At 64.8% G+C, this 12531-nt stretch carries 11 protein-coding genes, 2 tRNA genes and 1 pseudogene; 5 read left to right on the top strand and 9 right to left on the bottom strand.

Annotation, left to right across the window (positions count from 1 at the left end; all coding sequences use genetic code 11):
• Positions 1-19: 19 nt before the first annotated feature.
• Positions 20-1465: a 3-isopropylmalate dehydratase large subunit gene (gene leuC, locus B4393_RS26100; RefSeq protein WP_191988883.1), complete on the bottom strand. Its 1446-nt coding sequence runs from the start codon at positions 1463-1465 to the stop codon at positions 20-22.
• Between the two features lie 49 nt (positions 1466-1514).
• Between leuC and B4393_RS26105 the strand changes: the two genes are divergently transcribed.
• The 3 genes from B4393_RS26105 to B4393_RS26115 are packed head-to-tail and all read left to right on the top strand — an operon-like array spanning position 1515 to position 3034.
• Positions 1515-2216 carry an IclR family transcriptional regulator gene (locus B4393_RS26105; protein ID WP_070938986.1) on the top strand — a complete coding sequence of 234 codons (702 nt, stop codon included), beginning with the start codon at positions 1515-1517 and terminating at the stop codon, positions 2214-2216.
• Positions 2217-2225: 9 nt separating this feature from the next.
• Complete coding sequence (locus B4393_RS26110) at positions 2226-2723, top strand: pyridoxamine 5'-phosphate oxidase family protein (RefSeq protein WP_070938985.1); 498 nt, start codon at positions 2226-2228, stop codon at positions 2721-2723.
• A gap of 8 nt (positions 2724-2731) precedes the next feature.
• On the top strand, positions 2732-3034 hold the full coding sequence (locus B4393_RS26115; protein WP_078336600.1) for a hypothetical protein: 303 nt from the start codon (positions 2732-2734) through the stop codon (positions 3032-3034).
• A 16-nt stretch (positions 3035-3050) separates the two neighbouring features.
• On the opposite strand, the gene B4393_RS26120 is transcribed toward B4393_RS26115, so the two are convergent.
• The 5 genes from B4393_RS26120 to B4393_RS26140 all read right to left on the bottom strand — a co-directional run bounded on the left by B4393_RS26120 (position 3051) and on the right by B4393_RS26140 (position 6338).
• Positions 3051-3126, bottom strand: a tRNA-Glu gene (locus tag B4393_RS26120).
• A 95-nt stretch (positions 3127-3221) separates the two neighbouring features.
• Positions 3222-3293, bottom strand: a tRNA-Gln gene (locus B4393_RS26125).
• Positions 3294-3371: 78 nt separating this feature from the next.
• The gene (gene gltX, locus B4393_RS26130; protein ID WP_078336601.1) at positions 3372-4874 is read right to left on the bottom strand and encodes a glutamate--tRNA ligase; all 1503 of its coding nucleotides are present in this window, start codon (positions 4872-4874) and stop codon (positions 3372-3374) included.
• Positions 4875-4876: 2 nt separating this feature from the next.
• Entirely contained in the window at positions 4877-5653 is a 777-nt protein-coding gene (locus B4393_RS26135; protein WP_078336602.1) for a fumarylacetoacetate hydrolase family protein, read from the bottom strand.
• Between the two features lie 10 nt (positions 5654-5663).
• Positions 5664-6338, bottom strand: a complete 675-nt coding sequence (locus tag B4393_RS26140; RefSeq protein ID WP_078336603.1) for a TetR/AcrR family transcriptional regulator — start codon at positions 6336-6338, stop codon at positions 5664-5666.
• A 114-nt stretch (positions 6339-6452) separates the two neighbouring features.
• Here B4393_RS26140 and B4393_RS26145 point away from each other — a divergent pair, with 114 nt between their 5' ends.
• Together B4393_RS26145 and B4393_RS26150 are read left to right on the top strand one after the other, a co-directional pair.
• Positions 6453-7676 carry an oxygenase MpaB family protein gene (locus B4393_RS26145; protein ID WP_078336604.1) on the top strand — a complete coding sequence of 408 codons (1224 nt, stop codon included), beginning with the start codon at positions 6453-6455 and terminating at the stop codon, positions 7674-7676.
• 53 nt (positions 7677-7729) lie between these two features.
• Positions 7730-8932, top strand: coding sequence for an MFS transporter (locus B4393_RS26150; protein WP_078336605.1), 1203 nt, complete (start codon positions 7730-7732; stop codon positions 8930-8932).
• A 66-nt stretch (positions 8933-8998) separates the two neighbouring features.
• Here B4393_RS26150 and B4393_RS26155 read toward each other — a convergent pair whose 3' ends face one another.
• From B4393_RS26155 to B4393_RS26165, 3 genes and pseudogenes are all read right to left on the bottom strand, one after another.
• Complete coding sequence (locus tag B4393_RS26155; RefSeq protein WP_070938978.1) at positions 8999-10012, bottom strand: 3-isopropylmalate dehydrogenase; 1014 nt, start codon at positions 10010-10012, stop codon at positions 8999-9001.
• Entirely contained in the window at positions 10009-11580 is a 1572-nt protein-coding gene (gene serA, locus B4393_RS26160; protein ID WP_109558625.1) for a phosphoglycerate dehydrogenase, read from the bottom strand. The genes B4393_RS26155 and serA overlap by 4 nt, the downstream gene beginning before the upstream one ends.
• A gap of 67 nt (positions 11581-11647) precedes the next feature.
• Positions 11648-12305 (bottom strand): annotated as a pseudogene (locus tag B4393_RS26165) (hypothetical protein).
• Positions 12306-12531: the final 226 nt, after the last annotated feature.

Below are 12531 nucleotides of genomic sequence, written 5' to 3' on the forward strand. Positions count from 1 at the left end.
ATTTCCTCTCCCTGCTGGTCTAGAGCGCGGATTTTGCCAAATCAGCTGGCGATGAGAGCTTTCCCCGCACCGCCGTGGCCGCGGCGACGGCCGGTGATACCAAGTGAGTCCGGCCGCCCTTACCCTGGCGCCCTTCGAAGTTTCGGTTCGATGTCGAGGCGCACCGTTGCCCTGGTGAGAGCTGATCGGGATTCATGCCCAGACACATCGAGCAGCCTGCCTGGCGCCATTGAGCGCCCGCGGCGGTGAAAATCTCACCCAGCCCCTCGGATTCGGCCTGCGCGCGCACCCGCATCGAGCCGGGAACGATGAGCATGGTGACCCCATCGGCCACCTTCCGCTCTCGTAGCACGTCCGCCACCGCCCGCAGATCCTCGATCCGCCCGTTGGTGCAGGACCCGACGAACACGGTGTCCACCGGGATCTCACGCATCGGGGTACCCGGCGTGAGATCCATATAGGTCAGCGCCTTCTCGGCCGCCGACCGCTCCTCTTCGTCAGCCATCTGCTCCGGATCGGGCACCTCGGCACTCAGGGGCACCCCCTGACCCGGATTGGTGCCCCAGGTGACGAAGGGCGTCAAAGTACTGGCATCGATGTGCACTTCGGCGTCGAACTGAGCGCCCTCGTCGGTGCGCAGCGAGTCCCATTCAGCGACAGCGGCATCCCACAGCTCACCCTTGGGCGCGTGCGAGCGGTCCTTCAGATAGGCATACGTCGTCTCGTCGGGAGCGACCATCCCCGCCCGCGCGCCTGCCTCAATAGACATATTGCACATGGTCATTCGGGCCTCCATCGACATCTCCTCGACGGCCTGCCCTCGGTACTCCAGGACGTATCCCTGACCGCCACCGGTGCCGATCTTTGCGATGACCGCCAAAATGACGTCCTTGCTGGTGACGCCGACCGGGAGGGCGCCATCGATGTTGATGGCCATGGTCCGAAATGGCCTCAGCGGCAAGGTCTGCGTGGCCAGCACGTGTTCGACCTCGGAGGTCCCGATGCCCATCGCCAGCGCTCCGAAGGCTCCGTGCGTGGAGGTGTGACTGTCACCGCATACGACGGTGGTACCCGGCTGGGTCAGGCCCAGCTGCGGCCCGACCACGTGCACGATGCCCTGTTCCGCGTCTCCCATCGGGTGCAGGCGGATACCGAATTCTTTACAGTTCTTCCGGAGGGTCTCGACCTGAGTGCGGGACACCGGATCGGCGATCGGCTTGTCGATATCGATCGTCGGCACATTGTGATCCTCGGTCGCGATCGTCAGATCCGGCCGGCGCACCGGCCGTCCGGCAAGACGCAGACCGTCGAACGCCTGCGGACTGGTCACCTCGTGGACCAAGTGCAGGTCGATGTAGATGAGGTCGGGCTCGCGCGCCTCGCCCTCACCGGTTCCGCGTACCACTACGTGGGAGTCCCAGACCTTCTCTGCCAGGGTCCTGGGCTGTTGGACACTAGTCATCATTGGCTCCGTGCTCATTGCGTCTCAATATTTGGAACGTTAGTATCGTTCTGTGAGACAGCATAGCGGCATCGGCGTCCTCGACAAAGCGGTGCAGGTCCTGACCGCCATAGGCGACTCGCCCTGCGGGCTCGCCGAATTGTGCGACCGCACGGGACTGCCCCGCGCCACCGCCCACCGACTCGCGGCGGGATTGGAAGTGCACCGACTCCTGTCCCGCGACGGCGACGGACAGTGGCAGCTCGGGGCCGGACTGACCGAACTCGCGGCCCATGTCAACGATCCGCTGCTGAGCGCCAGCGCCCAAGTGCTGCCCAAGCTGCGCGAAATCACCGGCGAGAGCGTGCAGCTGTACCGGCGAGAAGGCACCGTACGGATATGCGTGGCGGCACTCGAACCACCAGCGGGGCTTCGCGATACTGTCCCGGTCGGTTCGCGGCTACCCATGTCCGCCGGGTCGGGCGCCAAAGTGTTGCTTGCCCACAGTGATCCGGCCACGCAGGCGGCGGTGCTCCCCGGTGCGACGTTCACCGAACGCGCGCTTGCCGATGTGCGCAAGCGGGGTTGGGCCCAGAGTGCGGCCGAACGCGAGGCCGGAGTCGCCAGCGTATCGGCGCCCGTTCGCGATCGACACGGCAATGTCATTGCCGCGATATCGGTTTCCGGTCCGATCGATCGGATGGGCCGGCGGCCGGGGGCACGCTGGGCGGCCGATCTCGTTGCCGCCTCCGAGGCGATAACAGCCCGGCTTTAAGCTCCGAATATGGGAAGCAATCAGCGCTCGCAGATCGTCATGTCCGACGAAGAGATCACCGAGTTCATCAACAACTCACGCACCACGACCATGGCCACCATCGGTGCCGACGGGCAGCCGCATTTGGTCGCCATGTGGTACGCGGTGCTCGACGGCGAGGTGTGGTTCGAAACCAAGGCCAAGTCGCAGAAGGTGGTCAATCTCAAGCGCAACCCCACCATCACCTGCCTTATCGAGGACGGACTCACCTACGACACCCTGCGCGGGGTCTCCATTGAGGGCCAGGCCGAGATCGTCGAGGATCCGGACGTGCTGTTCCAGGTAGGCATCAGCGTCTTCGAGCGCTACACCGCGCCGTACACAGAAGAGATGAAGCCCATCGTCGAGACGATGCTCAACAAGCGCATCGCGGTCCGGGTCCGCCCCGCCCGCATCCGGTCTTGGGATCACCGCAAGCTCGGCCTGCCCGCGATGCCGCTCGGCGGCTCCACCGCCCCGCAGCAGTAGGTGCGACGGTGGGCCAGCTTGCGCGCGACGCGTTCGACTCCTTCCGCGAGGGTCTGCGGCATAAGAAGATCAAACGGCCATTGAGCGACGCGCTGGTCCACCACCTGGGCACCGGTGCGGCGGCCGGACAACATGACGATCGGGTCCGCGAGCTGTGCACCGAGACCCTCGACATCGACGTGGACGTCGAGAAGGCCGGCACGACTCAGGCGCGCCAGTTTGTGATCTGGACCCTGCGCGAGCGTCATCCCGAATTGACCGAGGAAGCGCTACGCGCATTGGGTGATTATCGCGCCAAGAGCTGGCTATAGGTTCCGCATGAAGAGCTGGTACCCCCGATGGGATTCGAACCCACGCTACCGCCGTGAGAGGGCGGCGTCCTAGGCCGCTAGACGACGGGGGCTAGAACATTCCGTGCAATGCGCGTGGCGCGCAGACTTGACAGTCTAGCCCACCGGGGCACATCCACCAAATCACTTGTCGTGCAAATGATTTGCGCTGGGGTACCAGGACTCGAACCTAGAATGGCGGTACCAGAAACCGCTGTGTTGCCAATTACACCATACCCCAATGGCTTCACAGAACCGCAGGTCAGCGCACTGACAGCGGACTTTGGAGCCGACGAGCACACTACCAAACCAAGGGCCATTAACCCGAATCGGTTTGGCCCTCACCCCCATTTTCCCAGGTCCGAGCGTTTCTCAGCCGCGTCAAGGTGCGCTCGGGGCCCAGCAGTTCCATCGATTCGAACAGTGGCGGGCTCACCGTCGCACCGGTAACCGCGACACGCAGCGGCCCGAAGGCCTTCCGGGGTTTGAGCTCGAGCCCCTCGATAAGTGCGCCCTTGAGCGCCTCCTCGATGGCCGCGGTAGTCCACTCCTGAAGCGACTCCAGCGCACCGATAGCCGCGTCCAGAACGCGCAGCGAGGCCTCCCCCAATTCCTTGCGGGCCGATCCCGGATCGATCGCGTACGCGTCGTCGTTGAGGAACTTCAGCAGGCCCCAGGCGTCTCCCAGCACCACGACTCGCGTCTGCACCAGATCCGCAGCCACCGCGAATGCGGTGTCGTCCAGTCCGAGCTCGTATTCGTGCGCGGCAAAGAAGCTGCGCAGCCGCGCCACAAATTCCTCAGGGGCCAACAACCGGATGTGCTCGGCGTTGATGGCATCGGCCTTCTTCTGGTCGAACCGCGCCGGATTCGAGTTCACATCGGTGACATCGAACGCGGCGACCATCTCGGCAAGCGAGAAGATGTCGTGGTCGTCGGCGATCGACCACCCCAACAGAGCAAGGTAATTCAGCAGCCCCTCGGGAATGAACCCTCGATCGCGATGCAGGAACAGGTTGGACTGGGGATCACGCTTGGAGAGCTTCTTGGTGCCCTCACCCAGCACCGACGGCAGGTGAGCGAACGTTGGTATCGAATCTGCCACCCCGACCCGGATCATGGCTTCATACAAGGCGATCTGTCGCGGCGTCGACGGCAGCAGATCCTCGCCGCGCAGCACGTGCGTGATCTTCATCAACGCATCGTCGACCGGGTTCACCAAGGTGTACAACGGATCTCCGTTGCCGCGGGTCAGCGCGAAATCGGGCACCACACCCGCCGCGAACCTGGTCTCCCCCCGCACCAGGTCGTTCCAGGTGATGTCGTGATCGGGCATCCGCAGGCGGACGACGGGGCTGCGGCCCTCTTCGCGGTGCGCTGCGCGCTGTTCCTGGGTGAGATCACGGTCGTAGTTGTCGTACCCCAGTTTGGGATTGCGCCCCGCGGCGAGGTGCCGGGCCTCTACTTCTTCCGCCGTGGAAAACGCCTCGTAGGCCTCCCCCGCCTCCAGCAGCTTGCGCACCACATCAAGATGCAGCTCCTTGCGCTGCGACTGCCGGTACGGCGCGTACGGACCGCCGATTTCGGGACCCTCATCCCAGTCCAGGCCCAACCACCGCAGCGCGTCCAGGATCGCCAGATAGCTCTCCTCGCTGTCACGCCCGGCGTCGGTGTCCTCGATACGGAATACGAAGTCGCCCCCGCAGTGTCGCGCGTACGCCCAGTTGAACAGTGCGGTGCGAATCAGACCGACATGCGGGGTGCCCGTCGGCGAAGGACAGAAACGAACCCGGACCTTGTTGGATCCAGTGGTGTCACTCATTGTTACTTCGCCTTCCGCACAACGGGATTGGACAGAGTTCCGATGCCTTCGATGGTCACGCTCACCGTGTCGCCGTCGACGATGGGCCCGACGCCCTCGGGAGTTCCGGTGAGGATCACGTCGCCCGGCAGCAGGGTCATCACGGCGGACACCCACTCGACGATCGCTCCGACATCGTGCAACAGCAACGAGGTTCGGCTGCTCTGCCTCACCTGGCCGTTGACCTCGGTCCGGATGGCGAGATCCGAGGGGTCGAGATCCGTCACGATCCACGGCCCCAGCGGGCAGAAGGTGTCGTGCCCCTTGGCTCGTGTCCACTGACCATCGGCTCGCTGGTGATCACGCGCGGACACGTCGTTGCCAATCGTGTATCCCAGAATGTTCTCGACTGCCCGGGAAGCGGGAACGTCCTTGCACGGCCGGCCGATCACGATGGCGAGTTCGCCCTCGTGGTGCACCTCGGATGCGCTGGGCGGCAGCTGGATCGGCAGACCCGGACCGATGATCGACGTGTTCGGTTTGATGAAGATCACCGGCGACTCCGGCGGGGCACTACCCATTTCGGCGGCATGGGCGGCGTAGTTCTTGCCCATGCACACCACCTTGCTTGCCAGGATCGGTGCCAGCAGCCTGACATCGGCGAGCGGCCACTGCCGCCCCGTAAAGGTCGGGGTACCGAAGGGGTGCTCGGCGATCTCCCGGGCGGTCTCGGTGCCGTCTTCTCCTTCGATACTGACGAAGGCGACACCGTCTGGGCTGGCAATACGTCCTAGGCGCATTTACATGAGCCTAGTTGCCAGGCTTTGCGGCTTCCGCTGTGTCCGTCTTAGCGTCCTCCGCCGGTGTATCACCCCGGATGTTGGCGCGGGTGACCAACGCCACGAGGAAATCCTCCAACCGGTCGCGGGTGATGTCGAGCTCATGGCGAAACCAGGTGGTGACCAGGTCCAGCCCGCCGGAAACCAGCGTGAACGTGGCCAGGTCCAGGTCGGGATCCAACGCATCATCGGCGGGAAGCAACACACGCCCTTGGTCGGCCATCACCTGCGCCAGGGTCTTGACCAGATCGCGCCTGCGCGCGGCCAGCCCCTCGGTGGCCTGCGATTCGACCAACAGCCTTCCTCGGCGCGGATCGGCGGTAAGGAACCTGAGGCCGGTGCCGACGGCGGCACGCGTGCGCACCACCGGATCTTTCGATGTCGAGCTCTTGGCGATGGCCTCGACGATGGCGGCCGATCCCGCGAGCATCTGCTCGTCGAGCATCGCGAGCACCAACTCGTCGGTGCTGCGAAAGCTCTCGTAGAAGTACCGATCGTTGAGTCGGGCCTCGGCGCATACGCCACGGACCGTCAGACCCTTCACGCCGCCGCCGGCGACCAGATCCAGCGCGGCATCCAGCAGCGCCGCGCGTCGTCGTGCGCGTCGTTCACCGGATGTGGCTCCGCCATAGGTCCGGGATGGCATCCGCCGATTGTCGCACTACGGTGCTTGACCTCACGGGTTTTTGTGGTGATGATTCTCACCAGATGGTGAGACCTGTCACCAGATGGTCGCTTTCAACGAGGAAAGGACGCCCCGATGGGGTCAAAGACGGCTTCGAGCCGAGAGAAGCTGCCCAATCCACCACAGCTTCGCGAGTTCCCGTTCAACGTGTTCGCGCGCTTTCTGCCCGGGCGCGACATCCGCGCAACCGCTGAGCAGCGGGAGTCATTCCGGCACTTCGCGCATATCGGCGATCCGCTGGCCGATGCGGTCGTCGCGATGTTCGCGCGCTTCCCCGCGGGCCAAGGGCGTCGCATGTTCGAAACCGCAGTCGAAGAGGGCATCGAAGCGGTCGAGAACCCACCCGAAGAGCTCATCGCCTTCTTCGAACAGATCGACGCCCGGCCGTACTGGCTCGATGACAAGAAACTCGAACTGGCCGCACGGGTCAGCATGCGCACCGGCGTGGTGGGACTTGGCCTGGCCCTTCCCGGCCTGGCACTGACCGGCGGGTATCTGTCGTCTCGTGCCGACAAACCCCTCGTCGGCACGGGCAATCTACAGGCGATGGCCCCACGCAGGCTCAATGAGACCGCGCAATGGCTCATCGACGTCACCTCGCCGAACGGACTGGATCGATTCTCGGCCGGGTTCAAGGGAATTCCACGCGTACGACTCATGCACGCGCTGGTGCGCGCCGCCATGAACCGGCGCGACGACTGGGACTTCGAAGCCTGGGACGCCCCCGTCAACCAGATTCAGCTCGCCGGCACACTCATGCTGTTCTCACTGGCCAATCTCGCCGGCTGCCAGGCCATGGGTATGAGCTTCTCCGACACCGAGCGCGAGTCTGTGTTCCATTTCTGGCGGTATGTGGGGCTGCTCATGGGAATTCACCCCGAGCTCGTACCCACTAGCGAGGAAGACACGTGGCGCCTGTTCTGGCTGGAGGCCGATACCGAATTCCTTCCCGACGAGGATTCGTATGCGCTCACCCAGGCATTGCATGCCTCGCTGCCCGGCGAGCCGGTGTTCATGCGGCTCTCGCGCACCTACCTGTCGTCGTACAGCAGGCTCATCCTGGGCAAGACCAATGCCGATCGACTGGGCCTACCCGACAACAAACCGATGCAGGCGGCCGTCGTGGGCACCTCGGTCGTGAACTGGTTCTTCGAGCGCCGCAATGTTCTGCCCGGCATGACCCGTATCAGCGAGGAGATCGGCCAGTTCGCACGACGGCAGATCGTCTCGCAGGGCATGTCGCAATCCGGCGGGGATCGCACGTACCGGCGACACGACAGACTCGCGACGGCGAGCTGACACATCTCATATATTGAGACATCCATTCAATAATCTGGGATGGATATGGAACCATGGTCACCATGGTTCACGTCGATGAGGTTGGCACAGCGCGCCGTTGGGCGATGCTGGCCATTGCCCTGGGATCCACGGCCGGTGCGAACGTCTTCATCAACGGTGTGGCATTCCTCATACCGGCCCTGCACACCGAGCGTGGGCTCAACCTCGCCAACGCGGGTCTGCTGTCCGCCATGCCCAGCTTTGGGATGGTGTTGACGCTCATCGCCTGGGGCGCACTCGTCGACCGGTTCGGTGAGCGGATCGCGCTGGTGAGCGGGCTCACGCTGACGGCGCTGGCGGCATTCGCCGCAGCCGAGGCACCGTCGTTGGTGATCACAGGTGTCTTCCTGCTGCTGGGCGGAGCGGCTGCCGCGGCATGCAATTCGGCCAGCGGCCGCGTGGTGGTCGGGTGGTTCCCGCCACATCAACGCGGGACCGTCATGGGCATCCGCCAGATGGCCCAGCCCTTGGGCGTCGCGTTGGGCGCGTTGGTCATTCCCCGCATCGCCGAAGGCCACGGCGTGGCGACGGCACTGCTCTTTCCGGCGGTCGTGTGCGCGGTGTCCTCCGTTGTGTGCCTGGTCGGCATCATCGACCCACCGCGACCGCCCCGTTCGGAAGCACCCCAGGAGCATCTGGCCAATCCCTATCGCGGGTCCCGCATGTTGTGGCTGATCCACGCGGTGTCGGTGCTGCTGGTGGTCCCGCAGGTGGTCGTGTGGACCTTCACACTGGTGTGGCTGGTGACCGACAGGGGTTGGAGCATCGGGGCGGCCAGCGTCATGGTGACCGTGGCACAGCTGGTCGGCGCCCTGGGCCGGGTCGCGGCCGGAATGTGGTCCGACCGTTGGGGTTCACGCATGAAGCCGATCCGGACCATCGCCGCGGCAGCGTCCGCCACCATGGCACTGCTGGCCATCACCAACCAGCTCGACTGGTCCATCAGCGTCGTCGTCATGCTGGCCGCGTCGGTGATTACCGTGTCGGACAACGGCCTTGCGTACACCTCCATCGCCGAGATCGCCGGACCCTTTTGGAGTGGCCGCGCCCTGGGTGCGCAGAACACCGGTCAGCTGCTCACGGCCGCTGTCGCTCCCCCGGTCTTCGGAGCACTTGCGTCGGTGGCGGGATTCTCGGCGGTATTCGCGGTGTGCGCGCTGTTCCCCTTGGCGGCAGTCGGTTTGGTGCCGGTGAAGCTGGAGCGTCCGGCCCACTAACGCCGAATGCGAGCCTGACGCGGATTTCCGACTGGACTTCCGCGCGAGGCTCGCACTCGATCAGGACTACAGAAAGCTGGCGATCCGATCACCGGTCGCCGAGGTGGAGAGCTTCTCCTCGCCTCGGGTGGCCAGGTGCTGCTCGACGGCCTTTTCGACGCGAGCAGCGGCCTCGGTCTCACCGAGATGGTCCAGCAGCAGCGAGACCGACACCACGGCGGCGGTGGGATCGGCGATCCCCTGGCCCGCGATATCGGGCGCACTGCCGTGCACGGGTTCGAACATCGACGGGTTCTTACCTGAACCATCGATGTTTCCGCTTGCGGCCAAACCGATTCCACCAGTGACGGCGGCGGTCAGATCGGTGATGATGTCGCCGAACAGGTTATCGGTGACGATGACGTCGAAGCGGCCCGGATCGGTCACCATATGGATGGTGGCGGCATCGATGTGCTGGTAGGACACCTGCACATCGGGGTGCTCGGCGGCGATTTCGTTCACCGTCCGCGTCCACAGGGATCCGGCGTACTTGAGCACATTGTTCTTGTGCACCAGCGTCAGGTTCTTGCTCCGGGCCTCGGCGCGCTGGAAGGCGTTGCGTACCACGCGCTCCACCCCGAACCGGGTGTTCAGGCTGACCTCGGTGGCCACCTCGTGCGGGGTCTCCACACGGATCGCACCGCCATTACCGGTGTACGGCCCCTCGGTGCCCTCGCGAACCACGACCAGGTCGATGGCCGGGTTGCCGGCCAGCGGCCCGGTAACGCCCGGGTACAACTTGGCCGGCCGCAGGTTGATGTGGTGATCCAGCGCAAAACGTGTGTGCAGCAGCAGACCGCGCTCGAGTACTCCACTCTGCACCGATGGATCACCAATGGCGCCAAGCAGAATGGCGTCGTGGCCGCGTAGCTCGTCGAGCACCGAATCGGGCATCAGCTCGCCGGTGGCCAGGTAACGCTTGGCACCCAAGTCGTATTCGGTCTTCTCGACACCGGGCAGTACGGCATCGAGAATCTTGACGGCCTCGCCGATGACCTCGGGACCGATGCCGTCACCGGCGATGATCGCGAGCTTGGTCATGAAAGATCCACCAGCTCAAGGGTTGTCGCGCCGACGGCGGCGCGGATCTCGTCCAGCACGGCATCCGGGGCGCTGCGGTCGATACGCAGGATGATGGTGGCCGCCTCGCCGGAAGCGTCCTGGCTCAGCTGCGCGGCCTGGATGTTGACGTCGGCGGCACCCAACACGGTGCCGATCTTGCCGAGGGCACCGGGCACGTCGGCGTAGTTGATGACGAGGTTTTCGCCCTCGGCGCGCAGATCGAAGTTGCGCCCGTTGATCTGGACGATCTTCTGCACTTGCTGCGGGCCGGACAGGGTGCCCGCCACATTGATCACCGAACCATCGGCGTACACGGCGCGCACGTCGACGACGCTGCGGTGGTTCGGGCTTTCGGTGGCCGTGCTGATCTCCGCACTCACGCCACGCTCCTCGGCGATCGACGGAGCGTTGACGAAGGTCACCTGATCCTCGATCACCGACGAGAAGAGTCCACGCAGCGCGGAAAGCTTCAGCACCGCAACATCTTCGGAGGCGAGTTCACCGCGGACGTCGACCGACAACGAGGTGGGCAGCTGCTCGGAGACGGCTCCGATGAGCACACCGAGCTTGCGCACGACCTCGAGCCACGGCGCGACCTCTTCGCTGACAACTCCCCCGCCGACGTTGACGGCGTCCGGTACGAACTCGCCGGCCAGGGCCAGCTTCACGCTCGCGGCCACATCGGTGCCCGCGCGATCCTGTGCCTCGCTGGTGGAGGCGCCCAGGTGCGGGGTCACCACGACCTGGTCCAGTTCGAAGAGCGGGCTGTCGGTGCAGGGCTCGGTGGCGAACACGTCGAGCCCGGCGCCGCGAACATGTCCGCTACGAATGGCGTCGGCCAGGGCTGCCTCGTCGATGAGCCCACCGCGTGCGGCGTTGACGATGATGACGCCCGGCTTGGTCTTGGCCAGCGCGTCCTTGCCGATGAGGCCCGCGGTCTCCGGGGTCTTGGGCAGGTGCACCGAGATGAAATCTGCCCGACCCAAAAGTTCGTCGAGGGTCAGCAGCTCGATGCCCAGCTGGGCGGCGCGAGCGGCCGAGACGTAGGGGTCGTACGCGACGATGTGTGTGCCGAACGCGGCGAGCCGCTGCGCGAACAGCTGGCCGATGCGGCCCAGGCCCACGACGCCGACGGTCTTACCGAAGATCTCGGTGCCGTTGAACGACGAGCGCTTCCAGGTGTGCGCCTTGAGCGAGGCGTCGGCGGCCGGGATCTGCCGCGCGGTGGACAGCAGCAGGGTGACGGCGTGCTCGGCGGCGCTGTGAATGTTCGAGGTGGGCGCGTTGACCACCAGGACACCACGGGCGGTAGCGGCCTTGACGTCGACATTGTCGAGTCCAACGCCGGCGCGTGCGACGATCTTGAGCTTGGTTCCGGCGGCCAACACCTCGGCGTCAACCGTGGTGGCCGAGCGCACCAAGAGTGCATCAGCATCGGGTACCGCAGCCAGCAGCGCGGGGCGGTCCGGGCCATCGACCCAGCGCACCTCCACACCATCACCAAGTGCTTCGACGGTCGACTGGGCAAGTTTGTCGGCAATCAGCACGACTGGACGTTCGCTCACGTCGTCACAGCTTAGTGCCGTGTGCGACGAGGCTCACGTCACACCTGTTCTAGTACCCGATCCGCGTCGCCTCGGCACGCAGCGCCCCGACCTCAGGATGAGGATGAAATGCGCGAACAAGCTCGTCAGTCAGTGCCGCCTGGTCCATAACCCGCTGTACAGCGGACTCGGGTATGACGTGGCCCTGCGCGGGGTACAGCCAGTCCAGCTCCCGGGACGCCCGCCACACGACAAGCGGCTCGAACAGGTCCTCACCGCCGTTGCCGTAGTAGCCCCACTGCGTCGGCTTCGGGCTTCCGTGCCGCCATGCGATGTCCGCCGGGCTGCGCCACACAGACGGTCATTTGTGGGGCGCCGTCGTAGTAGTCATACAAGTCGGGGTTCTTCAGATCCGACGTGAAGGGCCCCGGCAGATCACCGACGAGGCCCGGCCAGTAGTCGTCTTCGTTGTAGGTACTCAACTCCGATTCGTGGTCAAAGCCGCGAATGAAAACGCCCTCCTTGGCCGAGAAAACGATCGACCAGTCGTCACCGCCCCCGTCCGTGTACTTCACGAGGTCGTCGCCGGGGCGCCAATTCGGTTGGTAGACAGTGCCGGTATCGCCCTTACCAAGCACTCGGCCCTCGACCAAAGCATCGAGCATCGCGATCACGCGGCATCGCCTGCGCAGTTCCGCCGGACCCGGAAGCCTCCCAGCAAACTCCACTACGCTGCTCCCCCGTGTGGCTTTGCGTAGAGCCTTCGGAGTCGAGCACGCAGGGATAATTAAACCCGACAAGATAACTGCACCCGTAGTGAGGAATCCCCGACGGCTTGTGATCATGCCCACGCGCACAGCCTATTCGCACCTTGGCAAATATCAATCAGTCCGTACCGAGTGTCGATAACTCGGCGTGATCGTGAAAGCCAGTGGCTACCTCACCGATATCGCG

Source organism: Mycobacteroides franklinii, assembly GCF_002013895.1.
Lineage (GTDB): Bacteria > Actinomycetota > Actinomycetes > Mycobacteriales > Mycobacteriaceae > Mycobacterium > Mycobacterium franklinii.